Source organism: Streptosporangium sp. NPDC023615, assembly GCF_040640155.1.
GTDB lineage: Bacteria > Actinomycetota > Actinomycetes > Streptosporangiales > Streptosporangiaceae > Streptosporangium.
Map to the genome: position 1 here is coordinate 289,225 of NZ_JBFABE010000002.1, position 24,470 is coordinate 313,694.

Consider the following 24,470-nt stretch of genomic DNA (forward strand, 5'->3'; position numbering starts at 1 on the left):
CCGGAGTCGCCTATCGCCTTGGGCGACGCCGGCCTGAATGCCGGCGCGCGAGATGTCCTCGGTCTTCCCATCCTACTCCTCCCGCGTGCCGGGGCGGGGGGCGGCGGGATCCGATCTCCCGCCGCCCCCCGCCCCGGCTTTCACGGACCGGAGCCGTCCGGTCAGCCGTACACGTAGTTCATGACGTCATTCGCGGTGCCGGTCAGGTTCTCCTGGAATCCGCCGTAAAGGCGAATGGTGCAGATACAACCCCCATCCTTGTCGGTCGAGTCCTGCAGTTCCCCCCACTCCACGTAGGTCTGGGCGTTCCTCCACGAGGACACGTGCCTGTCGAAGGCGTAGCCGGACAGGTTGTGCCAGTAGTCGTCGTTGAAACTCAGCCGCCGTCCCTGGCCGTCCGCGTGCTCGTACAGGCAGAGCCAGAACGTGGCGCAGTCCCAGTTCACCTCCGCCTGCGCCCCGGCGGGCGCCGTGTGGCCCACGGCGGCGTTCGCCTCGGCGTTCGTGCCGTAACACCGGACGTCGCTCCCGGAGAAGACGACGCACGACGTGGCGTCGCCCCAGCCGTCCCTGGTGAGGTTGATCTTCTTTCCCTCGTAGGAGGCGAGGACGTCGGCCCGTGGCGCCGCGGACGACGTCCCCGGAACGGCCAGAACCGCCACCATCGCCATCAGCAGCATCGCGACGCCGCCGAGGACCCTATGGCCGTAACCCATGAATCGCACCCCGTCTCGGATTCGAATGTGTCGACACCTCATGCTGGGGCGCAGTACTTCTTTCCGTCCAAGACCGGCTGTTATAGCTTTTTTCTATGGATGCCCACATTCGGGATCTACGTTATTTCGTGGCGGTCGCCGAGGAGCTCAGTTTCACGCGTGCGGCCACCGAGCGGCTGTTCATCGCGCAGCCCTCGCTGAGCAGGCAGATCAGGCAACTGGAGCAGTCGATGCGGACCCGGCTGTTCGAGCGCGACCGCCGCACGGTCGCGCTGACGGCGGCGGGGGCGGCGCTGCTGCCGGTGGCCAGGCAGATCATCACCCAGTGGGAGGACGCGCAGCGGGCCGTGGCCGCGGCGCGCGAGGACCGGATCCTGGTCGTCGGGTTCCAGACGCGGATCGGACGCGGGATCGTGCCGTCCATTACCGAGGCCCTGCCCGGACACGACCTGCGTTTCCGCCAGGTGCCCTGGAGCGATCCGACCGTCGGGCTGGGGGACGGGCAGGCCGACGTGGCGGTGGCGTGGCTGCCGTTCCCCGGCGGCGACTACGACTGGAAGGTGGTCAGCACCGAGGAGCGATGGGTGGCGCTGCCCTCCGGGCACCGGCTGGCCTCACGGGACAAGATCGAGTTCGCCGAGCTGGAGGCGGAGGCGTTCGTGGCCATGCCGGTCTCGTCCGGGCCGATGCGGGACTTCTGGCTGGCCGACGAGCAGCGCTCTGCCCCGGCCGTGGTGGGGGCGGAGGCACAGACCGCCGAGGAGGCGTTCGAGGTGGTCGCCTCGGGAAGGGCCGTGGTGCTGATCTCTGAGGGGAACGCGGGCCTCTACCGGCGCGACGACGTGGTCTGCCTGCCGGTCTCGGGGTTGCCGCCGAGCAGGCTGGCCATCGTGTGGCGGCGGGACCATCGGCGGCGGGTCGTGCGGAAACTGGTGGAGGAATTCGTCCGGTGCATGTGCCCCGCCTCCCTTTCGTCCTGCGACAGGTAGTCACGACCGTCGATCGCACCCCCTCACACCGGTCGTGTCAAACGTCGGAACCACGGACAGTAGATGTACGACAAATGCTGAAAAAAGCTGAAATGTAATAGATACCCCTGGAAAAAGAAACGGTGCCGTCAGAGAGTGGGACTCAAGGCGGACCCCGTGGTTTCCGCCGGGTTCGACAGGTTCCATGCCGGCGTACGACCTCCGCGGAGTCCGGGCGGCGACACGGTCGCCGGGCCGTGTCGCGCGGGGAACGACGAAAGGAAGACCATGGTCCAGACCACCGCCGCCCTCCTCGTGCTCGCCTCCCTCCTGTCCGGCGGGACGGCCGCCACCGGCGCGCCGCAGTCGTCCCCGGAACGGGTACGGGCGAGCGCGCAGACGGCCGCCCCGAACCTGCGTGCCTGCTACGACGGGAAGTGCAAGCTCACCATCACGAAACCCGTGAGGTTCCGGGTCGACCCGCAGTACGGCTTCACCCGGATTTCCATCTCCTTCAACTCACGCGCCGTACGGGCGAGGGGAATCACCGAGGGCGGATTCGGGGAGGTGGAGTTCGGTATCCACGGCTCGGGCACGCTCGGCGGCATCGACATCCGGCTGGTGTCGCTCTCCAAGCGCAAGGCGGTGCTGAGGCTCTCCCCGGCGCGCTGACCGCGTCGGCGTGACGTGGCGTGCGAGCTCTCCCCGGCGCGCCGACCGCGTCGGCGTGGCGTGCCGCTTTCACCACCTGGCCGGTGTCGGCTGATTTAGGGTGGTGGCGCCTGCATCGCACGTCCGCCGGTGACACACGGCATCTCCCCTCGAGCGCTTCGGCCGTCGAGATCGAGGAGAGCCCATGTCCCACAATCACGCCGTCACCTCCGGATGCGTCCTGGCGATCACCTCGCTCGCCCTTGCCGCCGTCCCGGCCGACGCGGATCTCCGACCGGACGCCCCCGCCGTCCCCGCCCCCGCCCTCGCCGCCGTCGCGGGTCTGCGGAATGCCCCCTCCGGGCCGGTGCGGCCCCTTCCCGCGCCGGCGGGCGCGGCGGACAGGCCGCTCCTGTCGATCGCGGGGCCGCCGGGCATGGTGGAGGCCCTTCAGCGCGACCTGGGCCTGACCGAGGAGCAGGCCCGGGAACGGCTGGTCAACGAGGCCCGCCTGGGACCGGTCGTGGACAGGATGAAGGCGCAGCTCGGTGACCGCTTCGGCGGCGCCTGGCTGCGTGCCAAGACCGCGAGCACCCTGGTCGTGTCGAGCACCAGGGCGGCCGACATCCCCCTGATCGTCGCCGCCGGCGCGCAGGCCGAGGTCGTGCCCCGGTCGCTGGCGCAACTCGCCGAGATCAAGACGAAGCTCGACGCCACGCTCCCGCCGAGGCCGCTGGTCTCCAGCGTGCGCTACGTCGACGTCAAGCGGAACAAGGTGGTCGTGCTGACGTCCGAGCCGCAGGCGGCCGAGAACTTCGTGCAGGCCTCCGACGTGGAGCAGAGCGCGGTGGTCGTGCTGCCCTCCACCGAGGCGCCCCAGCCGCTGTACGACCTGGTCGGCGGCACCGCCTACTACATCGGCGTCGCCAGCCGCTGCTCGGTCGGCTTCCCCGTCACCAAGGGCGCCCAGACCGGCTTCGTCACCGCCGGTCACTGCGGCAAGAAGGGCGCGGTCACCAGCGGCTTCAACCGCGTCTCCCAGGGCGTCTTCCAGGCGTCCAGCTTCCCCGTCGACGACTCCGCCTGGGTCGCGGCCAACCCGGGCTGGACGGCCACCGCGGCCGTGGACAACGGCGCGGGCGCCACCCTGCCCGTCGCAGGGGCCAGGATCGCCATCGAGGGCGCCTCGGTCTGCCGGTCGGGGTCCACCACCGACTTCCGCTGCGGCGTCATCCAGCAGCACGACGCCAGCGTCACCTACCCCCAGGGCACCGTCTACGGCCTGACCCGCACCAGCGTCTGCGCCGAACCCGGGGACTCGGGCGGCTCGTTCATCTCCATCGACCAGGCCCAGGGCGTCACCTCCGGCGGCTCGGGAGACTGCGGCGCCGGGGGCACCACCTACTTCCAGCCGCTCGGCGAGATCCTCACCGCCTACGGCCTGACCCTCAAGACCGCTCCCCCCACCGCCCCGGTTGCGGTGGTGACCCCGGACACCTGTGTCGGGTATCTCTCCACCTACAGGGGCACCCTGGCCGTCGGCCAGTCCGACCTCCAGCCGAGGGGCCTCTACTACCGGGCCAAGGCCGGCGGGCTCCACTCCGGTTGCGTGAACGGCCCCGCCGGGACGGACTTCGACCTGTCCCTGCTGCGGTGGAACGGCTCCTCCTGGCGGGTCGTCGCCACCTCCGACGGCCCCGGCCCGAACAAGAGGATCACCTACACCGGCAGGCCGAGCCGCTACCGCTACCAGGTGACCGCCACGGCCGGCTCGGGCCCCTACGTCCTGGCGTTCACGGCCCCCTGACCCGTCGCGTCCGCCCTCCCGTCCCGCCCCTCCCGTCCCGGCCGGACGCCCACCGTCCGGTCGGGTCGGGACGGGTCGGGACGGGACGGGACGCCTTCCGGCGCTGCCCGGTTCGTCCAGATCGGGCCCGTTCCGGTCGGCACGCCGGTGAGTCGTCCCGCGTGGCGCGCGGCTTTCGCGGCCTTGACCGGAGGTGAGTGCATTAGGGTGGCGTCGCCCGCGTCATCCGGCCGATCGGTGACATGCGGCGATCTCCCCCCTCTGCCCTGAAGCCGAGGTCGAGGAGAGACCCACATGTCCCGCAGACACGTCGTCACCGCCGGATGCGTCCTGGCGATGTCCGCGCTCACCCTGGCCGCCGTCCCGGCCGGCGCCGCCGGCCGGGCGGCGGCCGGCCCGCCCCTGTCCAGGACGGCGGAAGAGGTGAAACCGCCGCCGGGCGTGGTGGAGGCCCTTCAGCGCGACCTGGCCCTGACCCGGGCCGAGGCCCAGGCCCGGCTGGTCAACGAGGCGCGGCTGATCCCGATCGCGGAGCAGATGAGCAGGAGGCTCGGGCCTCGTTTCGGCGGCGCCTGGCTGCGGACCAAGACCGCGGAGACCCTGGTCGTGGCCAGCACCAAGGCCACCGACATCCCGCAGATCGTCGCCGCCGGCGCGCAGGCCGAGGTCGTGCCCCGGTCGCTGACGCAACTCGCCGACATCAAGAGGAAGCTCGACGCCACGCTCCCGCCGAAGCCGCTGGTCTCCACCGTGCGCTACGTCGATGTCAAGCGCAACAAGGTGGTCGTGCTCTCCCCCGAGTTCCAGGCGGCCCAGAACTTCGTGCAGGCCTCCGACGTGGAGCAGGCCGCGGTGCTCGTGCTGCCCTCCAACGAGGCGCCCCAGCCGCTGTACGACCTGATCGGCGGCACCGCCTACTACGTCGGCACCGCCAGCCGCTGCTCGGTCGGCTTCCCCGTCACCAAGGGGACGCAGACCGGCTTCGTCACCGCCGGCCACTGCGGTGGGCAGGGCGCGGCCACCACCGGCTCCAACCGCCTGCCCCAGGGGGTCTTCCAGGGGTCGTCCTTCCCCGGCAGCGACTACGCCTGGGTGGCGGTCAACGACAACTGGAAGGCCACCGCCGGCGTGGACAACGGCAAGGGCGGCATCGTCCCCGTCGCCGGGGCCAGGGTCGCCATCGAGGGCGCCTCGGTCTGCCGGTCGGGCTCCACCACCGAATGGCACTGCGGCCTCATCCAGCAGCGCGACGCCAGCGTCACCTACCCCCAGGGCGCGGTCCTGGAGCTGACGCGTACCAGCGTCTGCGCCGAGCCCGGGGACTCGGGCGGCTCGTTCATCGCCATCGACCAGGCCCAGGGCGTCACCTCAGGCGGCTCGGGCGACTGCGCCTCGGGCGGCACCACCTACTTCCAGCCGCTCGGCGAGATCCTGACCACCTACGGCCTGACCCTGAAGACCACCGCCGGCGACGGCGGCACCTCTCCGATCGCGCCTCCCACCACTCCTCCGGCCACGGCCGCCTGCACCGGCTACGCCAGCACGCCCACCGGCACCCTGGCCGCCCGCCAGTCGGCCTACCTCCCGAGGAACGCCTACTACCCGGCGAGGGTCAACGGCAGGCACCTGGGCTGCCTGGACGGTCCCACCGGCGCGGACTTCGACCTGTACCTGCAGAAGTGGAACGGCTCCGCCTGGCAGGTCGTCGCCGCCTCCGACAGCCCCGGCCCGGACGAGAAGATCACCTACACCGGGGGCCCCGGTTTCTATCGCTACCGGGTGCTCAGCGCGACCGGCTCGGGCGCGTACACCGCGGGCTTCACGGCCCCCTGACCCGTCCCGCCACCTCGTGACGAGGGCCCCGGCCTGTCAGGCCGGGGCCCTCGTCACGAACGGGGAACCGGGGCCCTCGCCGTCACACCGGCTCAGACGATGCCGGGCGTGGCGGCGGGGAAGCGGTCCCAGACCCGGTGCTCCCCGAGCAGCCGGACGACCTCCGCCAGGGCGGCCTCGCCGTCGCCGGAGACGAGCACGCCGGGCGCCTCGGTGTCGACGCCGGCCGCGGCGAGCGCCGCTGCGGCGTCGCCCCAGCCGCCGATCGGCTTGGCGTGGCGGAACATCTCACCGAGCATCAGCAGCACGCGCGGGTCGACGGGCGCCGCCGCGGGCGTGCCGGGGGGCGTGCCGTTCCCGGCCTTGGCGTCCCGGGCGCCGTAGGCGTCGCCGCCGGGCAGGGGGCTCCCGGCCAGCAGCAGCGCGTCGAACTCGACGGAGCGGGCCGTGGCGAACGTGCGCTGCACGGTGACGGGGGTGCCGCCGTCGGTGGCGAGCACACCGCCAACCGGGGCGATGACCAGCGGCACCATGCCGCCGTCCAGGACGGCCTGCCGGACGGTGCGGACCGCGTCCAGGTCGCTGTCCGGGCCGGCGACGATGCCGACGATGCGTCCGGTGACCGGCCAGACCTTCCCGACCTGGGACAGGGCGGGGCTGGGCACGGGGGACGGCAGCGGGCCGTCCGCCGCCGGAGCCGGCAGGCCCAGGCCCTGGGCCACCTGCTCGCACAGGTAGGGGTCGATGTGGGCGAGCACCCTCAGGGTGCGCTCCTTGATCGCCTGCTCGTAGACCTTGCCGAGCTCGAAGGTGTACGCGGAGATGACGTGCTCGCGCTCGATCGGGGTCAGGCTCAGCCAGAACAGGCGGGGCTGGCCGAAGTGGTCGTCGAACGACGCCGGGGCCTCGCGCACCTTCCGCGCCGCGGGCACCTGGACGGGCGTCTCCACGTACCCGCCCTCCTGGCTCCCGGCGAAGAAGGGACAGCCGCCGTCCAGGGAGTTGGGCTTGTAGGGCGCGACCCCGGCGTGCACGGCCGTCTGGTGGTAACCGTCGCGCAGCATGTCGTTGACCGGGGCGTGCGTCCGGTTGATCGGGATCTGCCCGAAGTTGGGGCCGCCCAGCCGGGTGAGCTGGGTGTCCAGGTAGGAGAAGAGCCGCCCGGCGAGCAGCGGGTCGTCGGTGACGTCGATGCCCGGCACCAGGTGGCCCGGGTGGAAGGCGACCTGCTCGGTCTCGGCGAAGAAGTTCGTCGGGTTGGCGTTGAGGGTGAGCAGGCCGATCGGCTGGACCGGGGCCAGCTCCTCGGGAACGATCTTCGTCGGGTCCAGCAGGTCGATGCCCTCGAAGGTCTGCTCGGGGGTGTCGGGGAAGACCTGGATGCCCAGCTCCCACTGCGGGTGCGCGCCGGCCTCGATCGCGTCGGCGAGGTCGCGCCGGTGGAAGTCCGGGTCCACGCCGTTGATGAGCTGCGCCTCCTCCCAGACCAGCGAGTGCACCCCGGCCTTGGGCTTCCAGTGGAACTTCACCAGCGTCGTCGCCCCGGCCGCGTCGACCAGCCGGAAGGTGTGGACGCCGAAACCCTCCATCGTCCGGTACGAGCGGGGGATGCCGCGGTCGGACATGTTCCACAGCGTGTGGTGGGTCGCCTCGGTGTGCAGGGAGACGAAGTCCCAGAACGTGTCGTGCGCGCTCTGCGCCTGGGGGATCTCCCGGTCCGGGTGCGGCTTGCCCGCGTGGATGATGTCGGGGAACTTGATGGCGTCCTGGATGAAGAACACCGGGATGTTGTTGGCCACCAGGTCGAAGACACCCTCGGAGGTGTAGAACTTCGTGGCGAACCCGCGCGTGTCACGTACCGTGTCGGCCGACCCGCGCGAGCCCAGCACGGTGGAGAAGCGCACGAAGACCGGGGTCTCGACGCCCTCGGCGAGGAACGCCGCCCGGGTCACGGTCGAGGCGGTGCCGTACCCGCGGAAGACGCCGTGGGCGGCGGCCCCGCGGGCGTGCACGACGCGCTCGGGGATGCGCTCGTGGTCGAAGTGCATGATCTTCTCGCGCAGGTGGTGGTCCTGCAGCAGCACCGGCCCCCGGGGGCCGGCCTTGAGCGAGTGGTCGCTGTCGGACAGCCGCAGGCCCTGGGCCGTCGTCAGGTACTCCCCGTTCTGGGAGCGCGCCGTCGGCGGCTCGTCGACGGGCCGCCCCGTGGCGCTGAACACGCCCGGCCCGCTCTGGTCGGGCTTGGGCGGCAGGGGCGGGCGGGGCTGGGTCGGCTCCTCCAACGGCGCCGGCGCGCTGCCGGGACGGCCGGGGATCTCTCCGGCGTGCTCGTCGCCGGACACGGCGTCGACCACCTTGCCGATGACCTTGCCGACCGTTTCCTTCACCGGGTGGGACTCTTCCATCGTCTTATTCCCCTCCGACCGCGGAGCGAGGGCCGCCGCCGCGATCGAGAATCGCGTTCGGGTACGAACAGATCCGCACGCCGGCGGGGCGGGACGAAAGGCCGCCGACCGGCGCAGCGCTACGCCCTACCCGTGATCCGGCCCTCGACTCCCCGGCGGGGCGGCCGGGTGCCGGCCGCCGGCGGGAAACCGGCGCCCGCGTGGCGCGACGCTTTCACCCGCTCTCCCGCGCCCGGTGATCTAAGGTGGCGGTGTCCACGTCGCATGGTCCGCCGGTGACATGAGGCGTGTCCCCTCGAACACTCCGGAAGCAGAGGTCGAGGAGAGAAGACCCATGTCTCGCAGTCATGTCGCCGTCGCGGGATGCGTCCTGGCGATCACCGCGCTCGTCTCGCCCGCCGTGCCGGCGAGCGCCGTCCCCCCGGCCGGACCCGCCGCCGGGACCACCACCGTCCCGGGCCTGCCGCCGGCACAGGGCGTCCCGACGGCGCGGACGCCGGGCACTCCCGGGGCGTCGGAAGGGGCCGGGACGGCGACCGCCAGGACCTCACGGATCGCGCCCCCGCCGGGCATGCTGGGGGCCCTTCAGCGCGACCTGGGCCTGACCGAGGAGCAGGCCCAGGAACGGCTGCTCAACGAGGCGCGCCTCACCCCGATCGCGGAACGGCTGCTCAAGGTGCTCGGTCCCCGTTTCGGCGGCGCGTGGCTGCGCGGGAGCAGCGCGCACACGCTGGTGGTGGCGACCACCAGCGCCGCCGACATCCCGGTGATCCTCGCCGCGGGCGCGCAGGCCGAGGTGGTCACGCGGCCGCTGACGCTCCTCGTCGACCTCAAGGAGAAGCTCGACACCGCCCTTCCGCCGAAGCCGCTGGTCTCCAGCGTGCGCTACGTCGACGTCAAGAGCAACAGGGTGATCGTGCTGGCCCCGCGCCCCGACGAGGCCAGCACGATCATCGAGGCCGCCGGCATCGCCAGTGAGGCGGTGGTCGTGCTCCCCTCCTCCGAGGCTCCGCTGCTGCTGTTCGACCTGGTCGGCGGCAACGCCTTCTACATCGGCGTCACCCGCCGCTGCTCGATCGCCTTCCCGGTCCTCAAGAACGCGCAGACCGGGTTCCTCACCGCGGGCCACTGCGGCAAGAAGGGGACGGCCACCACCGGCTTCAACCGGATCGCCCAGGGCGTCTTCCAGGCGTCGAACTTTCCCGTCGACGACTTCGCCTGGGTCGCGGTCAACCCCGCCTGGAAGGCCACGCCCGGGGTGGACAACGGCCAGGGCGGCGTCGTCCCCGTCAGCGGGGCCAAGGTCGCCATCGAGGGCGCCTCGGTCTGCCGGGCCGGCTCCACCACCGACTGGCACTGCGGCGTCATCCAGCAGCGCGACGCCAGCGTCACCTACCCCCAGGGCACCGTCTTCGGGCTGACGCGCACCAGCGTCTGCGCCGAGGCCGGTGACTCGGGCGGCTCGTTCATCTCCGTCGACCAGGCCCAGGGCATCGCCTCGGGCGGCTCGGGCGACTGCAACCTCGGCGGCGTCACCTACTTCCAGCCCATCCTGGAGGCCCTCAGGGCCTACGGCCTGGAGTTGAGGACGACCGCGGGCAACCCCCCGCCGCCGAGCACCGGCACCTGCACCGGCTACGCCTCCACCTACGACGGAGTCCTGAAAGCCGGGGAGTCCGCCTACCAGCCGAGGAAGCTCCACTACACGACGAAGGTCAAGGGGAACCACCTCGGCTGCCTGGACGGTCCGCTCGGCGCCGACCTCGACCTGTACCTGCAGAAGCTGGTCGGCGCGGCCTGGAAGACCGTGGCCACCTCCGACGGCGCCGGCCCGGACGAGAAGATCGGCTACGTCGGCACGCCGGGCCGCTACCGCTACCGGGTGACCGCCACGGCCGGTTCCGGCGACTACACGCTGGGCTTCACCGCCCCCTGACCCGCACCCCCGTGGACCCCCGTGGACCCCCGCGACGGCGCGCGACGGCGCGCGTCCCGGCCCTGCCCGGGGAAACCGGCACCGGCGTCCCGGCGGAGGGAAACGGTACGGGCGTCCGGCCCGGGGAGCGGCACCGGTGTCCCCGCCCGGGGAAGCGGCACGAGCGGGAGAACGACAAGGGCACCCCCGCCTGAGGCGGGGGTGCCCTTGTCGTCGAGGTGCGCCGCCAGGGACTCGAACCCCGGACCCGCTGATTAAGAGTCAGCTGCTCTAACCAACTGAGCTAGCGGCGCGTGAAGCCCTTGAAGGATAGCGCACATCGGGCAGGGCTTCTCAACTCGGGACGATCACCCGCTAGGCTAGAACAACATTCGGTCCTGTCCTGGGAGCTCATATGTGGTTCGCCTCGCCCGCCGACGCCAGCGAGCGGCTCAGCGCCGTCGACTACCTCTCCGACGACTCGATCTCGACCTCGGTCTTCCTGGCGGGCGCGCTCGGCAAACCCCTCCTCGCGGAGGGGCCCGCCGGGGTGGGCAAGACCCAGCTCGCCAAGGCCGTGGCGGAGACCACCGGCGCGCGCCTGGTCAGGTTGCAGTGCTACGAGGGCCTGGACGAGGCCAGGGCCCTGTACGAGTGGAACTACAAGAAGCAGCTCCTGCGCATCCAGGCCGGGCAGGGCGAGGACTGGGACGCCACCCACGACGACATCTTCACCGAGGAGTTCCTGCTGGAGCGGCCCCTGCTCGCCGCGATCCGGTCCGAGACGCCGGTGGTCCTGCTGATCGACGAGATCGACAAGGCCGACGTGGAGGTCGAGGGGCTGCTGCTGGAGGTGCTGTCGGACTACCAGGTCACCATCCCCGAACTCGGCACGATCGCCGCCGTGCGCAGGCCGTACGTGGTGCTGAGCTCCAACGCGACCCGGGAGCTCTCCGAGGCGCTCAAGCGGCGCTGCCTCTACCTGCACCTGGAGTACCCGACGCCGGAGCGCGAGCGGGACATCGTGCTGGCCCGGGTGCCCTCGATCGAGGCGAGCCTGGCCGAGCAGCTCGCCCGCACGGTCGCCACCCTGCGGACCCTGGAGCTGAAGAAGGCGCCCTCGATCGCCGAGACCATCGACTGGGCCAACACCCTGCTCGCCCTCGGCAGGACCGAGCTGGACGAGGAGGCCATCGGGGCCACCCTCGGCGTCGTGCTCAAGCACGCCTCCGACCAGACCCGGGCGCGCAAGGAGCTCGCGCTGTGACCCCCGGGCCGGGGACCGGACCGGGCACGGGACCGGAGCCGGGAGGGCGGCGATGAGCCTGCTCGACCGGCACGTGGGGTTCGTGCACGCGCTGCGCGAGGCCGGGCTGCCGGTCTCACCGGCCGAGGGCCTGGACGCCGCCAGGGCGCTGGAGGTGATCGACCTGGCCGAACGGGAGTCGCTGCGCGCCGCGTACGCCGCGACGCTGGTCAAGCGGCCCTCGCACCGGCCGGGCTTCGACACGCTGTTCGACCTGTGGTTCCCCGCCTCCACGACCGGCCTGCAGGCCGCGCGCGAGGGCGGGCCCGACCTGGAGACCGCCGCCGTCCCCGAGCTGCGCGACCGGCTGGCGGAACTGCTGCTGGAGGCCGGGGAGGCGAACGAGGGGATGAACGCGTTCGCGCGGGCGATGGTCGGCCGCTTCGGCCGCCAGCCCGCCGGACCCGGCAGGCAGAACTGGTTCTCCTACCCGGTGATGCGCGCGCTGTCCCCCGAGACGCTCATGGCCCGGCTGCTCGCCGAGGTCCTGGGCGGACAGGAGCGCGGCGGGCTGGCTGAGAAGGTCGCCCGGCAGCGGATCGGCGAGAACATCGGGCGCTTCACCGAGGCGGTCTCCACCGACGTGCGCCGCCGGATCGCCGAGGACTCAGGGATCGAGCGGATCGCCCGCTCGACCGTGCGCCCGCCGCTGGAGCAGCTCGACTTCCTGCGGGTCACCAAGGCCGACCTGGCCAGGCTCCGCCGCGAGGTGCACCCGCTGGCGCGGCGCCTGGCCGCCCGGCTGACCGTCAAGCACCGGCTCGGCCACCGGGGCCGCCTGGACTTCCGCCGGACCGTGCGCGCCTCGCTCTCCAGCGGCGGGGTGCCGCTGACCACCTTCAACAGGCCGCGCCGCCCGCACAAGCCCGAGCTGGTCGTGCTGTGCGACGCCAGCGACTCGGTCGCCTCCTTCGCCCACTTCACCCTCCTGCTGACGTACGCGCTGCGCGAGCAGTTCGCCAAGGTGCGGGCGTTCGGGTTCGTGGACACCGTCGACGAGATCACCCGGTTCTTCGTGCCGGGCGCCGACGTGGTGGAGGCGATGACCCGGCTGACGAAGGAGGCCGACATGGTGCGGTTCGGCCGCACCGACTACGGCCACGCGCTGGAGGGGTTCGCCGAACGCTACGGCGACAGCGTCGGGCCGAAGACGTCCCTGCTGATCCTGGGCGACGCCCGGTCCAACTACCAGCCGCCGGCCCTGGACACGCTGAAGCGCCTCGCCCGGGACGCCCGGCACGCCTACTGGCTCAACCCGGAGCCGACCGCCCAGTGGGACACCGGCGACTCGCTGGCGACGGCGTACGGCGGGGTCGTGCCGATGTACGAGTGCCGCAACGTGGCGCAGCTCGCGGCCTTCATCGAGGAACTGGCCTGACAGGACCCGTCCGGCGCCCGTCCGGGCCGGGACGGGCGGGTCGGGGCTGGGACCGTCGGGTCGGGGCCGGGACGGGCGGGGCGGGGACGGGCGGGGCGGGGACGGGCGGGGCGGGGTCTCCTCCCCGGGCGCGTGGGGGCGTCAGCTCATCCGGCGCAGCACCCGGGCGGCGGTCCTGGCCAGCAGTTCCACCTGGGTCTCGTCGAGATCGGCCCGCGCGCCGCCGCGGATCCAGCGCGCGACCAGGCGGGGCTTGAGCAGGGTGATGCCCTCGGCGGTGACCGACCGCCTGATCTGCCCGCCGTGCACGGCGATCAGCGGCTCGATCGTCACCGGCACGCCGGACTCGCGGGAGAGCACCTCGGCCAGCGCCTCGGACACCTCGACGAGCGCCTTGGCCGTCTTCGTGCCGTACTTCTCACCGAAGAACAGCCGGTCGCCGTAGCGGGCGATCTCGGTGTCGGGGTCCCACGACTCGTTGTCGACCACCCAGACGCCGCCGGGACCGATGACGAGGTGGTCGATCGAGGCCTTGCCCGGGACGGACCTGCCGTCCAGGATCTGGTACCCGGCCCTGCGCAGCCTGCGGCGGAGCAGCTTCCCGGTGACCGTCGCCCCCCGGCGCCTGCCGCGCCAGACCGCGGTGGCGTCGTACTGCCGCCAGGTCCACAGCGCGTCCCCGGCGGCGACGAGCAGGCCGCAGAGCAGGCCGACGACCGGCATGGACAGCCCGAACCTGTAGGCCAGCGCGACGCCCACGGCCAGCCCGCCCACGGCCTTGACCGCGCGCATCTTCCTGCGCTCGCCGGCCTCCTTGACCCAGAACTGTTCGTACATGACCTGGGGTGACAGGCCGTGGACCTGGTCGACCGGGGTGACGTAGATAGATCCGCCGGGCATAGCGAACCCCCATGATTGAACGGCCGGGAAGGAGACGGATCTGCCACGATGAAGATCCCTGCGCTATGAAATACCCAATTGGGAGCTCCAGCTATCCCCGCGTCGCGAAGGTGACGCAAGTAACACGAATTCGCCAGTCGCCCACGACGGAACCGACCAGTCGGTATGCTTTCCCTCACCACACCATGGGGGACGTATGACTCAGGACCAGGAGCCGGTACGGCAGCGGTTGCTCGGCGAGGCCACCCGCCTCTTCGCCGAGCGGGGCTTCGAGAGCACCTCCGTGCAGGAGGTCGTCTCGGCGGCCGGCGTCACCAAGGGCGCGATGTACCACTACTTCGACTCCAAGGACGACCTGCTCCACGAGATCTACGGGCGCGTGCTCCGCATGCAGATGGAGCGGCTGACCCGCATCGCCGACGGCTTCGGGCCGGTGCCGGAGCGCCTGCACGCCGCCGCCGCGGACGTCGTGACGACCACCGTGGAGAACCTGGACGACTCCAAGATCTTCTTCCGCTCGATGCACCTGCTCGCGCCGGACACGCGCAAGGTGGTCCGCGCCGAGCGGCGCAACTACCACGAGCGTTTCCGCGACCTGGTCGTCGAGGGCCAGCGCGAGGGGACCTTCAGGGACGACATCCCCGCCGACATCGTCGTGGACTTCTTCTTCGGCTCGGTGCACCACCTGGGCACCTGGTACAGCACCGACGGCCCGCTCTCGGGCTCCGAGCTGGGCACCCACTTCGCCGACCTGCTCCTGGCCTCGCTCCGCCCGCAGTAGCCGTCCCCGGCGATCGTCCGCGGTGGCCGCCCCCGGAGCCGTCCGTCACAGCCGTTCGCGACGGCCGCCCGCCCGGGGCCGCCCCCGGGCGGGGCGGTCCCGGAAGGAACGGCCCCGCGGGGAACGGCCACGCGGGAAACGGCCACGCGGGAAACGGCCACGGAGGAAACGAGTCAGGCGGGCGCGGGCAGGTCCGCCAGGGTCGCCAGCGCCTCCCGGTGGGCCCCGGGGGTGCCGAGCGCGATCTCGGCGGCCTTGGCGCGCTTGAGATAGAGGTGCACCGGGTGCTCCCAGGTCATCCCGATCCCGCCGTGCAACTGGACGCTCTCCTCGGCGACGTGCACCGCCACCTCCGAGCACCACGACGCGGCCACCGCCGCCGCCAGGGCGCGGTCGCGGGCCCCCTTCTCCCCGGCGGGCCCCTCGGCGGGCGTGCCCGGGTCCGCCGACAGCAGGTCGGCGGCGTTGCGCGCGGCGGCGCGGGCACGCACCACGTCCAGCCAGAGGTCGGCCATCCGGTGCTTGATCGCCTGGAAGGACCCCACGGGCCGGGCGAACTGGTGGCGCTCCTTGATGTAGGCGAGCGTGGTGTCCAGGCACCACTCGGCGACGCCGAGCTGCTCCGAGGCGAGCAGTCCCGCGCCGAAGCCCAGCACCTCGCGCGCGTCGAACGCGCCGGCCGCCTCAGCGGGGACGTCGGAGAACGTGAGGGTGGAGACCGGCCTCGTCAGGTCGAGCGACGGCACCGTCTCGACCCGGACGTCCGCGGCGGCGACCCGGTAGAGCGTCGTCCCGACGGGCACGAGCAGCACGTCCGCGACGTCCGCGCCCGCCACCGCCCTGACCTGGCCGTTCAGGGTCCTTCCGTCCGTGACGGTGAGGGTCTCGGGCAGCGGCCGGTACGGCGAGGCCGCCAGCGACACCGCGAGCGCCGCCGTCGTCTCCCCCGAGGCGAGTTCCCCGATCAGGTCCCCCCCGCCCGCCGCCAGCAGGGCCTTCGTGGCCAGCACGGAGCTGGTGAGGAACGGCAGCGGCGCCACCGCCCGCCCCAGTTCCTCCAGCACCACCGCGACCTCCCGCGCCGACGCGCCGGCGCCGCCGTGCTCCTCCGGCACGAGCAGGCCCGCGACCCCGATCTCCCGGGACAGCCTCTTCCACAGGTCCATGTCGTACGGCGCCTCGGACTCGACGCGCCTCAGCACGGCGTCGGGTCCGCAGCGGTCCGCGAGGAGGTCGCGCACGGAGGCGCGGAGCTCCTCCTCGACCTCGGTATACAACAGCGTCATAGGTCGCTCACCGCTCCTCGTTCACTACGCCGGCCGCTTCCGCCCGACGGCCCGTTCCGCCCGTTCCGCTCACCGCGCCCGTTCCGCCCGTCGCACCCGTGCCGCCGGTTCCGCCGGTCCCGCCCGTCGCGCCCGGCCGGCCCGCCGTCCCGGATCCGCCTCCCGTCACCGCGGGAGGTCCTTCCAGGGGACGTCCTTGTCGACGCGGGGCTCCGAGGGCAGCCCGAGCACGCGCTCGGCGACGATGTTGCGCAGGATCTCCGAGGTGCCGCCCTCGATGGAGTTGCCCTTGGCCCGCAGGTAGCGGTATCCCGGTCCCCTGCCGAAGAAGTCGACGGTGTCGGAGCGGCGGAAGGTCCAGTCGTCGTAGGCCAGCCCCTCCTCGCCGCGCATCTCCACGTCCAGCCCGGACAGGGCCTGGTTGAGGGAGGCGAAGGCGAGCTTCATGCCCGACCCCTCGGGGCCCGGCTGCCCGGCGGAGAGCTGCTCGCGCAGGCGCGACCCGGCCAGGCGGGTCACCTCCGCCTCCACCCAGAGGCGCAGCAGGCGCTGGTGCAGCTCGTGGGTGCGCAGCTCGGGCCGGGAGCGCCAGGTCTCGGAGACCAGGCCGACCACGCCGCCGCCCCGCTTGACCGGCGCGCCGCCGATCGCGACCCGCTCGTTCATCAGCGTGGTCTGCGCGACCCGCCAGCCGTCGCCGACCTCACCCAGCCGCAGGTCGTCACCGAGCCGTACGCCGGTGAGGAAGACCTCGTTGAACTCGGCCTCGCCGGTGATCTGCCGCAGCGGCCTGACCTCGACCCCGGGGGCCTGCATGTCGCACACGAAGTAGGTCATGCCGCGGTGCTTGGGCACGTCCACGTCGGTCCTGGCGACCAGGATCGCCCACCGGGAGTGGTGCGCGCCCGAGGTCCAGACCTTCTGCCCGTCCACCACCCACTCGTCGCCGTCCCTGACCGCGCGGGTGCCCAGCGTGGCCAGGTCGGACCCGGCGCCGGGCTCGCTGAAGAGCTGGCACCAGATCTCCTCGCCGGTCCACAGCGGGCGCAGGAACCGCCGGCGCTGCTCGTCGGTGCCGAACGCCAGGATCGTCGGCGCCGCCATGCCCAGCCCGATCGTCTGCAGCCCCGGGTTGATCTGCGGCGTCCCGGCGAGCTCCTGCTCGACGACGCCCTGCAGCTCGCGGGCCGCTCCCAGCCCGCCGAGCCCCTCGGGGAAGTGCACCCAGGCGAGCCCGGCGTCGAACCGGGCCCGCAGGAACTCCAGCCGGTCCCCGGCCGGGTCGTGCTCGGCCAGGAACGCGGCGACGCGCTCCCTGACCGCCTTCTCGTCCAGTGCCACGGACGCTCCCTTCGTCGATCTCCGTCGATTACGCGCCCCCACGGCCCGGGGCACCCCTCAAGGCATGTACTTCTTCAGCTCCCGATAGGCCAGGGAGCGCTTGTGGACCTCGTCGGGCCCGTCGGCGAGCCGCAGCGAGCGCGCGCCCGCCCACAGGGCGGCCAGCGGGAAGTCCTGGCTGACGCCCCCGGCGCCGTGCGCCTGGATGGCCTTGTCCAGGATCCACTCCACGTCGCGCGGAGTGGCGATCTTGATGGCCTGGATCTCGGTGTGGGCGCCGCGGTTGCCGACGGTGTCCATCAGCCAGGCGGTCTTCAGCACGAGCAGCCGGAGCTGCTCGATCCTCACCCGCGACTCGGCGATCCAGTCCTGGACGACGCCCTGCTGGGCGATCGGCCTGCCGAACGCGGTCCGCGCCAGCGTCCGGGTACACATCAGCTCGACCGCCCGCTCGGCCATCCCGATCAGCCGCATGCAGTGGTGGATGCGGCCGGGCCCGAGCCGGGCCTGGGCGATCGCGAAGCCGCCGCCCTCCTCGCCGATCAGGTTGCCGACCGGCACCCGGGCGTCCTCGAAGACGATCTCGGCGTGCCCGCCGTGGTCGGAGTCGGAGTAGCCGAAGACGTGCATGCCCCGCCTGACGTGCATGCCGGGCGTGTCACGCGGCATGAGGATCATCGACTGCTGCCGGTGCGAGGACGCCTCGGGGTCGGTCTTGCCCATCACGATGAAGATCGCGCAGTTGGGGTTCATCGCGCCGGAGGCGAACCACTTGCGGCCGTTGACGACGTACTCGGAGCCGTCCCTGACGATCGACAGGGCGATGTTCGTGGCGTCGGAGGAGGCGGTGTCCGGCTCGGTCATGGCGAACGCCGACCGGATCTCACCGCGCAGCAGCGGCTCCAGCCACCGCTCGCGCTGCTCCTCGTTCCCGAACATGGAGAGAACCTCCATGTTGCCGGTGTCGGGGGCGGCGCAGTTGGTCGCGGCCGGGGCGATCCTCGGCGAGCGGCCCATGATCTCGGCCAGCGGCGCGTACTGGAGGTTCGTCAGACCCGCGCCGTGCTCACCGGGCAGGAACAGGTTCCACAGGTCTCGTCTGCGCGCCTCCTCCTTGAGGTCCTCCAGCATCGGCGGGCTCGCCCACCCGCTCTCGGCGGCCTGGACCTCGAAGGCCTCCTCCGCCGGGTAGACGCACTCGTCCATGAAGGCGAGCAGCCGTTCCCTCAGCTTCTCGGTCTGGGCGTCGAACGCGAAATCCATGGGGTCTCCTCACGGTCTCCCGTGAGCGTACCGACCGGACGGTATGAGTGTCGACAGGCCGACCGGCCGAACCCGGCCGGCCCCGCCGCCGGGTGGTCTCCCCGAACGCGTCCGGAGTGGACCTACGGGCCGGTCCACCCGGGATCCTAGAGTCGACCCCATGACCGCGAAGATGCCCGATCCCGTCGTCCTCGAGGGCGACACCGTACGGCTGGAGCCGCTGACGGCGGACCACTTCCCCGACCTCTTCCTGGCCGGGGGCGGCGACGAGGAGGTCTGGCGCTGGGTGACCTACGACCCCCCTCGCACCGAGGCGGAGCTGGCCGGGTTCCTGACGGGGCTGATCGAGGTGCCGGACCACGTCCCGTTCGCCGTGGTCCTGCGCGGGACCGGCCGCGCGGTCGGCTCGACCACCTACATCGACACCCCCGGGTACGCCGAGAGCATCGAGATCGGCTGGACCTGGTACGGCCGGTCCGTCTGGCGGACCGCGGTGAACACCGAGTGCAAGATCCTGCTGATCGACCACGCCTTCGACGTGCTGGGCGTGAACCGGGTGCAGCTCAAGACCGACAACCTGAACGTCCGCTCGCAGAACGCGATCAGGCGCATCGGCGGCGTCCACGAGGGCACGCTGCGCCGTCATCGCCGCCGCGCCGACGGCTCCTGGCGCGACACCGTCTACTTCGGCATCCTCGACGACGAGTGGCCCGCCCACCGCGCCCGTCTCACCGGCCGCTGAGACCGCCGGACGACGGGTTCCGGCGGCCGGGACCGCGCCCGGACGACGGTCTCCGGCCGGCGGGAACGTCAGGGCGGCCTGCGGCCACCGAGGCCGTCAGGGCGGCGACTCGCGGCCGAGAACGCCGCGCAGCAGTTCACCGATCCCCAGGCGCAGGTCGTCCAGGGTCGGTTCGGTGCCGGCGCCGACGACGGCGTCGAACATCACCCCCTCGCTGAAGGCGACCAGCAGGCGGGCGTGCCGCACCGGGTCGGACGACCCCGCCGCGGACAGGATCGCGACCGCGGGGTCGCGGAACCGCGCGCCGGCCCGGTCGTAGATCGTGCGCAGTTCGGGACGCCGGGTGGCCTCCAGCGCGAGCTCGTAGCGGGCGATCAGCGTCTCGCGGCCGACGGTGAGCTGCGTCCGGAGCGCCTGCGCCGTCATCTCCACCAGGACGTCCACCATGTCCGTCTCCGCGCCGGACAGGAGCGGCGCGAACGCGGAGGCCTCCAGCCGGGCCAGCCGCGCGAGGGCCAGTTCGAGCAGCGCGGACCGGGTGCGCGCCAGGTTCGAGGTCGACCCCGGCGGCAGGCCCGCCGCCTCGTCCACGGCCCGGTGGGTCAGGCCGCGCATGCCCCGCTCCGCCAGCAGGGTGATGGCGGTGTCGGCGACCAGGTCGGCGCGCTGTGATGTCACCTTCCCGATACTACACTTGTAGTCCTACTACGAATGTAGTAACTTTCACTACATCCGTAGTAAGGGGGAAGGTCATGGCACACGCGGTGGTCATCGGGGCGGGCGTCGGCGGGCTGACGGCGGCGGTCGCGCTGCGCGCACGGGGGTGGGAGGTGACCGTGTTCGAGCGGGCCGCGTCCCTGGAGCCGGTCGGCTCCGGCCTGGGCATCGCCGCGAACGCGCTGAGGGCGCTGGACACCGTCGGCGTCGGCGACGACATCCGCGCGCTGTCGGCGATCCAGGGCTCGGGGGGCATCCGGCGTTCCGACGGCAGGTGGCTGATGAGGACGAGCGTGGAGGCGACCGCCGCGCGCAACGGCGGCGACTCCCTGGTGCTGCTGCGCCGCTCGGACCTGGTGCACGCGCTCTCCTCACGTCTGGAGGCGGGCGCGCTCCGGCTGAACACCCCGGTCCTCGGCGTCGAGCCCGAGGAGGGCGTGGTGGTCCTCCCCGACGGCGAGGTGAGGGCCGACCTGGTGGTGGCGGCCGACGGCATCCACTCCCCCGTCAGGTCCACGCTGTTCCCCGATCACCCCGGCCCGCGCTACGCGGGCGTCACGAGCTGGCGGCTGCTCGTCCCGGCCGACGGCGTCCCGGGCCGGGCGCACGAGAGCTGGGGGCGCGGGACGGTCTTCGGGGTCATGCCGCTGACCTCCGGGACGGTCTACTGCTACGCCACCGACACCGTCCCCGCCGGCGGCGACCGCGCCGGCGGGAACGGCGAGGGGAACGGCGGCCGGAGCGACGGGGGCGGCACGGGGAACGGCCGGGACGGCGAGCGCCGGCTGGCCGAGCTGCGGCGGCTGTTCGGGGACTGGCACTCCCCGATCCCGGAACTTCTCGCGGCCGCCTCGCCGCGGGCGGTGCTCAGGAACGACGTCCACCACCTGGCCACCCCGCTGCCCGCCATGCACCGGGGCAGGGTCGCCCTGCTGGGCGACGCCGCGCACGCCATGACCCCCAACATGGGCCAGGGCGCCTGCCAGGCGATCGAGGACGCGGTGGTCCTGGCCCATGTGATGGGAGACCGGCGGCCCCGGCCCGGCCACGCCTCGCCGAACGGCTCGCCCGGGGCGGTTCCGGGCGGAGGGCTGCACAGCCCGGCGGGACGGGGATCGAGCGCCTCGCCGGCCGGCGGGGCGGACGGGGTGACCGACGCCCTGGCCGCCTACACCGCCGCCAGGCTGGGCCGTACCTCCGGGATCGTGGCCAGGTCGGCGGCGATCTGCCGCGCCACCCGCCTGCGCAACCCCCTGGCCGTACGGCTGCGCGACACCGCGATGGCGCTCGCCTGGCGGCTCGCCCCGTCGAGGGTGAACGGCGCGCTGGACGAGGTGCTCGCCTGGACGCCGCCCTCGGACTGACCGGGCCGGGTGCCCGCTCCTCCGGCGGGAGGACCGCCTTCGGAGGAGCACTCTCGGGAGAGGGACGACCGCGAGGAGAGGGACGACCGCGACGGGACGGCCTCCGGGAGAAAGACGGCCACTGCGGGCGGGCGCCTTCGGGAGAGGGACGGCTACGGCGAGACGGACGTCCTCTCGCGGACCTCGGCGGGGACGCCGTGGTCCGGCGAGAGCCTTCCCAGGGTGACCGTTCCCCAGATCAGCAGCGCGGCGGCCCCCAGGGCGGGGATCACGTTCACCCAGCCGCTGGGGACCGCCTCGTCGAGCAGGAGCGTGCCCGCCAGGATCGAGGTGATCGGGTCGACCACCTGGACGGCCGCGTACGAGATCCCGAAGTAGCCCACCTCGTAGGTCTTCTGCAGCAGCACGACCGCGATGACGAGCAGCACCGGGATGGCGACCGTGAACCAGTTGAGCAGCGCGCTCAGGTCGCCGTCGAAGTTGCCGCCCACCACCCGGACGAAGGTGGAGACGCTGGCCGTCACCGCCCCGGCCGCGACCGACAGCATGAGCGCCCGGGACGAGCCGCTCATTCTGCGCCCCATCAGGTGGGTGAGCAGCACGACCAGCCCGACGCAGCCGAGGAAGCCCAGCGCCTCCTGGTTCGTCATGTCCGGCCGCACCGGGTGGGAGGGGATCAGCAGCATCAGGACGAGCAGCCCCACGGCCACCGCCAGCGAGCCGAGGATCTCCGCCCGGTACGGGCGCCTGCCGTGCAGCAGTGCCGCCAGCGGCACCGCGAACACCAGCGTCGCCACACTGATCGGCTGCACCGCGATCAACGGCGCGAAGCTGAGGGCGACCGCGTGCAGGGAGGCCCCGGTGAAACCGATGACGCCGCCCAGCCACCAGCGGGGCCTCTTCATCAGTTTGAGCGAGGCCCCCTCGGAGACGGCCTCGAACTGCTGGAGCGCGGCTCCGAGGGCGTAGCCCAGCGCGCCGACCAGTGCGATCGATATCCCGACCCAGGTCATCGCCACCCCGCAGAGCGGACAGGGCATACGGAAAGAAGCGATTCTCGGGTCATCCCGCAAGCTTAGGGCGCCCGAGGAACGGGTAGGGACCCGCCTCGGATCAATTCCGCGACGCCCGAACCGTCATCGGCCGCCTCGCCCCACCCCTCGGGCCAGGAGCGCCGCGTGCCGGGCACGATCCGCGCCCTCGCCTCCCAGAAGGCGGGAGCGGTGCGGAACGTGGCCGTGTCGAAGAACGCCGCCCCCTCGAACGTGGCGTGGCGGAAGACGGCCTCACCGGTGAAGGCGGCTCCCCCGAACACCGCCCGTTCCGCGAAGACCGCCCCCTCGAAGCGGGCGGCCCCTTCGAAGACGGCTCCGCCGAACCCCGCCCGGCGCATCCGGCAGTCGCCGAGGTCGAGTTTCACCAGCCACGCACCGGTGAGGTCGAGGTCGATGCCGGACCAGAACGGGGCGGGCGGCACCGGTTCCGATCCGCTCCAGCGCAGGTGCTCGCCGAGGATCCACTGTGCCGTGACGCGGACCTGGAGCTCCTGCGGGTCGGTGATCGGATCGGTCTCCGGCGCGTCTTCTGGCGGCTCCGCCGGTCCGGGCCGGGGAGGCATCCGCAGGTAGCCGCAGATCACGTCGACGACCGTCTGGCGGTGCTCGGGGTTGTCCTGGGCCACCCGCTCCAGCGCGTACAGTCCGGCCAGCCGCACCGCGGCCCTGTCATGGCCGAGCTGACCGGTCGCCCCGATGTAGAGCTCGGTCACACGCTTCTCGGCGGCGTCGTACTCCTGGTGAGCCTGTGTCCGCTCCCCGAGCCACTGGCGGCGTACGCCGAGCAGGAGCGCCACCAGCCCGGCCGCTCCCGCGCCGACCGTCAGGCCGGTCTTCACGGCGTCCAGGCGCAGTTCGACACGTTTGGCCGCGTCCGGTGCCGTGTCGGCGAGGGAGAGCAGGACGGCCGTGGTCCCCCAGACGGACACGGCGATGAGCACGGCTCCGGCGAGGACCCACCATCGGGACAGGACGCGCAGCAGCGCGCGCCCCTCCTCGCCGGGGTGCCTCACCAGGCCCGCCCCCACCGCCGCGAGCACCGCGGCCACCAGGAAGAGCACGCCGGGCAGCGGCACGTACGCCGCCACGTGCGACGCCCCGGCCAGGACCGCCACCGTCGCGGCCGTCGCCGCCGCCCCGGCCGCGAAGAACACCCCCGCACCGGCCGCCCTGCGTCCCGGCCTTCGTGCCCATCGCCCCATGAGGGAAACTTCACCGCATCCGGCCGGAAACGTCCACGGGGGCGGACCGGTCCGGTGTCCGGATGAGACGACCGGGAGGCACCTCCGCGGGAGGCGGCCGAGAGGCCGGCCCGGAGGTGCGGCGGGGAGGCCGGTCCGGAGGTGCGGCCGAGAGGCCGGTCCGGAGGAGGCGGCGGGGAGGCCGGTCCGTGGACGGGCCGGTTACCCGGCGGAGGGGCAGACGCAGAACAGGTGCCCCTCGGGGTCGGCCAGGACGACCCACCCTCCCTCGCCCGGCTGGAAGTCGGGCCTGGTGGCGCCGAGCTCCAGGTAGTCCTTGACGGCCCGGTCCACGTCGGGGACGCGCACGTCGAGGTGGAACTGCTTGTCGGGACCGGGCCAGGTGGACGGCTTGCGGTCGAGGTTCTGCTGGAAGTAGACGGACATCGTGCCGTCGCCGATGCCGGCGTAGGTGTCCTCGGCGTACTGGACCTGGTAGCCGAAGACGGCCGCGTAGAACTCGGCCAGCCGCCGGGGATCGGCGCAGTCGATGTTCACCGCGAGGAATTGCGCTTTCGTGGTCATGTGCCGATCGTCCCGGCCATACCTGTCATCTGCTGTCAGGTTCCTCGGCGGACCCGGGGGACGGTGACCGGCGGCCCGCCGGCCCCGCCGACACCGCCGGCACCGTTGGCCCGACGGCCCGACGGCCCCGCCGGTTCGGGGCACCGGGTGGCCCGGGGGGTGCGGTGGCCCGATAGGTTCTGGTCCTCGGGGAGCCGGCCCCGTTATGGTGGCCCCGTGTTCCTGAGCGTCTCTCCGCCCCCCGCCCGCTAGCGGGCGGCCCTCTCTGCTGACAGA

The 24,470-nt window shown here is 72.6% G+C and carries 20 protein-coding genes and 1 tRNA gene; 10 read left to right on the forward strand and 11 right to left on the reverse strand.

Features of this window, described 5'->3' with window-relative positions:
• Positions 1 to 161 precede the first annotated feature (161 nt).
• Positions 162 to 716, reverse strand: coding sequence for a peptidase inhibitor family I36 protein (locus AB0G16_RS02790; protein WP_362797654.1), 555 nt, complete (start codon positions 714 to 716; stop codon positions 162 to 164).
• A 95-nt stretch (positions 717 to 811) separates the two neighbouring features.
• Between AB0G16_RS02790 and AB0G16_RS02795 the strand changes: the two genes are divergently transcribed.
• The 4 genes from AB0G16_RS02795 (at position 812) to AB0G16_RS02810 (ending at position 5,975) form a co-directional block, all read left to right on the forward strand.
• A complete protein-coding gene (locus tag AB0G16_RS02795) occupies positions 812 to 1,705 on the forward strand; it encodes a LysR family transcriptional regulator (protein ID WP_362797656.1) in 894 nt (297 codons plus the stop codon).
• 267 nt (positions 1,706 to 1,972) lie between these two features.
• Positions 1,973 to 2,356: a hypothetical protein gene (locus AB0G16_RS02800; protein ID WP_362797658.1), complete on the forward strand. Its 384-nt coding sequence runs from the start codon at positions 1,973 to 1,975 to the stop codon at positions 2,354 to 2,356.
• A gap of 184 nt (positions 2,357 to 2,540) precedes the next feature.
• On the forward strand, positions 2,541 to 4,142 hold the full coding sequence (locus tag AB0G16_RS02805; protein WP_362797660.1) for a S1 family peptidase: 1,602 nt from the start codon (positions 2,541 to 2,543) through the stop codon (positions 4,140 to 4,142).
• A gap of 294 nt (positions 4,143 to 4,436) precedes the next feature.
• Positions 4,437 to 5,975, forward strand: a complete 1,539-nt coding sequence (locus AB0G16_RS02810; RefSeq protein WP_362797662.1) for a S1 family peptidase — start codon at positions 4,437 to 4,439, stop codon at positions 5,973 to 5,975.
• A gap of 92 nt (positions 5,976 to 6,067) precedes the next feature.
• Here AB0G16_RS02810 and AB0G16_RS02815 read toward each other — a convergent pair whose 3' ends face one another.
• Positions 6,068 to 8,380, reverse strand: coding sequence for a catalase (locus AB0G16_RS02815; protein ID WP_362797664.1), 2,313 nt, complete (start codon positions 8,378 to 8,380; stop codon positions 6,068 to 6,070).
• Between the two features lie 334 nt (positions 8,381 to 8,714).
• On the opposite strand from AB0G16_RS02815, the gene AB0G16_RS02820 reads away from it, so the two are divergent.
• A complete protein-coding gene (locus AB0G16_RS02820) occupies positions 8,715 to 10,316 on the forward strand; it encodes a S1 family peptidase (RefSeq protein WP_362797666.1) in 1,602 nt (533 codons plus the stop codon).
• Positions 10,317 to 10,535: 219 nt separating this feature from the next.
• Here the strand turns inward: AB0G16_RS02820 and AB0G16_RS02825 are convergent.
• Positions 10,536 to 10,609, reverse strand: a tRNA-Lys gene (locus tag AB0G16_RS02825).
• A 101-nt stretch (positions 10,610 to 10,710) separates the two neighbouring features.
• On the opposite strand from AB0G16_RS02825, the gene AB0G16_RS02830 reads away from it, so the two are divergent.
• Together AB0G16_RS02830 and AB0G16_RS02835 are read left to right on the forward strand one after the other, a co-directional pair.
• Positions 10,711 to 11,562, forward strand: a complete 852-nt coding sequence (locus AB0G16_RS02830) for a MoxR family ATPase (RefSeq protein WP_362797668.1) — start codon at positions 10,711 to 10,713, stop codon at positions 11,560 to 11,562.
• A gap of 52 nt (positions 11,563 to 11,614) precedes the next feature.
• Positions 11,615 to 12,979 (forward strand): VWA domain-containing protein, encoded by a 1,365-nt coding sequence (locus tag AB0G16_RS02835; RefSeq protein WP_362797670.1) that lies wholly within the window; start codon positions 11,615 to 11,617, stop codon positions 12,977 to 12,979.
• A 141-nt stretch (positions 12,980 to 13,120) separates the two neighbouring features.
• On the opposite strand, the gene AB0G16_RS02840 is transcribed toward AB0G16_RS02835, so the two are convergent.
• Positions 13,121 to 13,879 (reverse strand): nuclease-related domain-containing protein, encoded by a 759-nt coding sequence (locus AB0G16_RS02840; protein ID WP_362797672.1) that lies wholly within the window; start codon positions 13,877 to 13,879, stop codon positions 13,121 to 13,123.
• 196 nt (positions 13,880 to 14,075) lie between these two features.
• On the opposite strand from AB0G16_RS02840, the gene AB0G16_RS02845 reads away from it, so the two are divergent.
• Positions 14,076 to 14,660 (forward strand): TetR/AcrR family transcriptional regulator, encoded by a 585-nt coding sequence (locus AB0G16_RS02845; RefSeq protein ID WP_362797674.1) that lies wholly within the window; start codon positions 14,076 to 14,078, stop codon positions 14,658 to 14,660.
• A 173-nt stretch (positions 14,661 to 14,833) separates the two neighbouring features.
• On the opposite strand, the gene AB0G16_RS02850 is transcribed toward AB0G16_RS02845, so the two are convergent.
• The 3 genes from AB0G16_RS02850 to AB0G16_RS02860 form a co-directional block, all read right to left on the reverse strand.
• A complete protein-coding gene (locus AB0G16_RS02850) occupies positions 14,834 to 15,946 on the reverse strand; it encodes an acyl-CoA dehydrogenase family protein (RefSeq protein ID WP_362797676.1) in 1,113 nt (370 codons plus the stop codon).
• Positions 15,947 to 16,111: 165 nt separating this feature from the next.
• Positions 16,112 to 17,281, reverse strand: coding sequence for an acyl-CoA dehydrogenase family protein (locus AB0G16_RS02855; protein ID WP_362797728.1), 1,170 nt, complete (start codon positions 17,279 to 17,281; stop codon positions 16,112 to 16,114).
• 63 nt (positions 17,282 to 17,344) lie between these two features.
• A complete protein-coding gene (locus tag AB0G16_RS02860) occupies positions 17,345 to 18,550 on the reverse strand; it encodes an acyl-CoA dehydrogenase family protein (protein ID WP_362797678.1) in 1,206 nt (401 codons plus the stop codon).
• Between the two features lie 160 nt (positions 18,551 to 18,710).
• Here AB0G16_RS02860 and AB0G16_RS02865 point away from each other — a divergent pair, with 160 nt between their 5' ends.
• The gene (locus AB0G16_RS02865) at positions 18,711 to 19,292 is read left to right on the forward strand and encodes a GNAT family protein (protein ID WP_362797680.1); all 582 of its coding nucleotides are present in this window, start codon (positions 18,711 to 18,713) and stop codon (positions 19,290 to 19,292) included.
• Between the two features lie 96 nt (positions 19,293 to 19,388).
• On the opposite strand, the gene AB0G16_RS02870 is transcribed toward AB0G16_RS02865, so the two are convergent.
• Complete coding sequence (locus AB0G16_RS02870) at positions 19,389 to 19,970, reverse strand: TetR/AcrR family transcriptional regulator (protein WP_362797682.1); 582 nt, start codon at positions 19,968 to 19,970, stop codon at positions 19,389 to 19,391.
• Between the two features lie 74 nt (positions 19,971 to 20,044).
• Between AB0G16_RS02870 and AB0G16_RS02875 the strand changes: the two genes are divergently transcribed.
• Positions 20,045 to 21,373, forward strand: a complete 1,329-nt coding sequence (locus AB0G16_RS02875; RefSeq protein WP_362797684.1) for an FAD-dependent monooxygenase — start codon at positions 20,045 to 20,047, stop codon at positions 21,371 to 21,373.
• A 152-nt stretch (positions 21,374 to 21,525) separates the two neighbouring features.
• Here AB0G16_RS02875 and AB0G16_RS02880 read toward each other — a convergent pair whose 3' ends face one another.
• The 3 genes from AB0G16_RS02880 to AB0G16_RS02890 form a co-directional block, all read right to left on the reverse strand.
• Positions 21,526 to 22,413: a DMT family transporter gene (locus AB0G16_RS02880; RefSeq protein ID WP_362797686.1), complete on the reverse strand. Its 888-nt coding sequence runs from the start codon at positions 22,411 to 22,413 to the stop codon at positions 21,526 to 21,528.
• Positions 22,414 to 22,448: 35 nt separating this feature from the next.
• The gene (locus AB0G16_RS02885) at positions 22,449 to 23,630 is read right to left on the reverse strand and encodes a pentapeptide repeat-containing protein (RefSeq protein WP_362797688.1); all 1,182 of its coding nucleotides are present in this window, start codon (positions 23,628 to 23,630) and stop codon (positions 22,449 to 22,451) included.
• Between the two features lie 201 nt (positions 23,631 to 23,831).
• A complete protein-coding gene (locus AB0G16_RS02890; protein WP_362797690.1) occupies positions 23,832 to 24,194 on the reverse strand; it encodes a VOC family protein in 363 nt (120 codons plus the stop codon).
• Positions 24,195 to 24,470 lie beyond the last annotated feature (276 nt).

Excerpts from the sequence above, each read along its gene's own strand:
- AB0G16_RS02790 (WP_362797654.1), bottom strand. The coding sequence starts at position 716 with ATGGGTTACGGCCATAGGGTCCTCGGCGGCGTCGCGATGCTGCTGATG.
- AB0G16_RS02795 (WP_362797656.1), top strand. The coding sequence starts at position 812 with ATGGATGCCCACATTCGGGATCTACGTTATTTCGTGGCGGTCGCCGAG.
- AB0G16_RS02800 (WP_362797658.1), top strand. The coding sequence starts at position 1,973 with ATGGTCCAGACCACCGCCGCCCTCCTCGTGCTCGCCTCCCTCCTGTCC.
- AB0G16_RS02805 (WP_362797660.1), top strand. The coding sequence starts at position 2,541 with ATGTCCCACAATCACGCCGTCACCTCCGGATGCGTCCTGGCGATCACC.
- AB0G16_RS02810 (WP_362797662.1), top strand. The coding sequence starts at position 4,437 with ATGTCCCGCAGACACGTCGTCACCGCCGGATGCGTCCTGGCGATGTCC.
- AB0G16_RS02815 (WP_362797664.1), bottom strand. The coding sequence starts at position 8,380 with ATGGAAGAGTCCCACCCGGTGAAGGAAACGGTCGGCAAGGTCATCGGC.
- AB0G16_RS02820 (WP_362797666.1), top strand. The coding sequence starts at position 8,715 with ATGTCTCGCAGTCATGTCGCCGTCGCGGGATGCGTCCTGGCGATCACC.
- AB0G16_RS02830 (WP_362797668.1), top strand. The coding sequence starts at position 10,711 with ATGTGGTTCGCCTCGCCCGCCGACGCCAGCGAGCGGCTCAGCGCCGTC.
- AB0G16_RS02835 (WP_362797670.1), top strand. The coding sequence starts at position 11,615 with ATGAGCCTGCTCGACCGGCACGTGGGGTTCGTGCACGCGCTGCGCGAG.
- AB0G16_RS02840 (WP_362797672.1), bottom strand. The coding sequence starts at position 13,879 with ATGCCCGGCGGATCTATCTACGTCACCCCGGTCGACCAGGTCCACGGC.
- AB0G16_RS02845 (WP_362797674.1), top strand. The coding sequence starts at position 14,076 with ATGACTCAGGACCAGGAGCCGGTACGGCAGCGGTTGCTCGGCGAGGCC.
- AB0G16_RS02850 (WP_362797676.1), bottom strand. The coding sequence starts at position 15,946 with ATGACGCTGTTGTATACCGAGGTCGAGGAGGAGCTCCGCGCCTCCGTG.
- AB0G16_RS02860 (WP_362797678.1), bottom strand. The coding sequence starts at position 18,550 with ATGGATTTCGCGTTCGACGCCCAGACCGAGAAGCTGAGGGAACGGCTG.
- AB0G16_RS02865 (WP_362797680.1), top strand. The coding sequence starts at position 18,711 with ATGACCGCGAAGATGCCCGATCCCGTCGTCCTCGAGGGCGACACCGTA.
- AB0G16_RS02875 (WP_362797684.1), top strand. The coding sequence starts at position 20,045 with ATGGCACACGCGGTGGTCATCGGGGCGGGCGTCGGCGGGCTGACGGCG.
- AB0G16_RS02880 (WP_362797686.1), bottom strand. The coding sequence starts at position 22,413 with ATGCCCTGTCCGCTCTGCGGGGTGGCGATGACCTGGGTCGGGATATCG.
- AB0G16_RS02885 (WP_362797688.1), bottom strand. The coding sequence starts at position 23,630 with ATGGGGCGATGGGCACGAAGGCCGGGACGCAGGGCGGCCGGTGCGGGG.
- AB0G16_RS02890 (WP_362797690.1), bottom strand. The coding sequence starts at position 24,194 with ATGACCACGAAAGCGCAATTCCTCGCGGTGAACATCGACTGCGCCGAT.